Origin of the sequence: Streptomyces sp. NPDC001536, assembly GCF_042894505.1 — a bacterium.
Lineage (GTDB): Bacteria > Actinomycetota > Actinomycetes > Streptomycetales > Streptomycetaceae > Streptomyces.
Genome location: NZ_JBIAVQ010000051.1, coordinates 1 through 1,159, shown reverse-complemented (window position 1 = coordinate 1,159; position 1,159 = coordinate 1). Strand labels below are relative to the sequence as shown.

General features: G+C 67.6%; 2 protein-coding genes. Both read left to right on the top strand.

The genetic code is table 11. The features are described from left to right. Nucleotides 1-66: 66 nt before the first annotated feature. A complete protein-coding gene (locus ACFY0U_RS45685) occupies nucleotides 67-549 on the top strand; it encodes a winged helix-turn-helix domain-containing protein (RefSeq protein WP_388646482.1) in 483 nt (160 codons plus the stop codon). A 53-nt stretch (nucleotides 550-602) separates the two neighbouring features. Further along, the coding region (locus tag ACFY0U_RS45680; protein ID WP_388646483.1) for a transposase at nucleotides 603-1,159 on the top strand (557 nt) is incomplete at its 3' end.

Here is a 1,159-nt window from a genome sequence, read left to right as displayed (position 1 = left end):
TACTGACTTCCTCGGGGTGTTGTCGGGGGTGGTGACGGGTGGTGATCCCTGCGGTAGGCCGGTGGTATGCGGTACGCGCAGGGTGGCGGGCTGACCGCCGAGCGGCGAGAGTTTCGTGAGCGGATCCGGTATGAGGCGGGTGAGCGGTTCGGCCGTAGTGAGAGCACTGCGGTGATCGCGAGGGATCTGCGGGTGAGTGAGCGGTCGGTGGAACGCTGGCGGCGTGCCTGGCGAGAGGGCGGGATGGATGCGCTCGCTTCTACTGGGCCGCCGAAGCTGCCCAAGCTGTCCGATGAGCAGTTCACCGAGTTGGAGGAGGAACTGGCGCTGGGGCCGGCCGTGCATGGCTGGGAGGACCAGCGCTGGACCCTGGCCCGGATCAGAGCGTTGATCGCCTGGAAGTTCTCGCTGGATTGCTCGTCGGCGGGGGTGTGGCGGCTGCTGCACCGGCACGGCTGGTCCTGGCAGTCGCCGGCCCGCCGGGCACTGGAGCGTGACGAGCAGGCGGTGAGCCTGTGGAAGAAGGATGTGTGGCCGCAGGCGGAATGACTGCGGCGGCGCTGGGCGCGTACATCGTCTTCGAGGACGAGGCCGGGTTCTCGATGACGCCGCCGCGCGCTCGCACCTGGGGCCGGCGTGGACACACGCCGGTGGTGCGAGTGCGGGGCCGCTCCTGGCGCCGCTGGTCGATCGCCGCGATGTGCTGCTACAAGCCGGGCGAGAAATCCCGGCTGATCTACCGGCCGCGCCGCCACCGCAAGCACAAGGGCAAGGGACGCGACACCTTTGCCTGGAGCGACTACCGCGACCTGGTTGTCCGTGCTCACATCCAACTCCAGGCGCCTATCGTGCTGATCTGGGACAATCTCAACACCCACCGGGCAGCCGGGATGCGTGAGTACGCCGCCGCACACGACTGGCTCACCATCATCCAACTGCCCTCCTATGCACCGGACTTGAATCCGGTCGAGGGTGTCTGGTCGCTGTTACGGCGCGGGCCGCTGGCCAACACCGCCTTCACCGACGACGAGCACCTCGAACGCACCCTCCGCCGAGGCTTACGTCATATCCAGCTCCAGCCCGACCTCATCGACGGCTGCCTGGCAGGCACCAGACTGCCCCTCATCCAGCAGCCGACAACAACCCGAGGAAGTCAGTA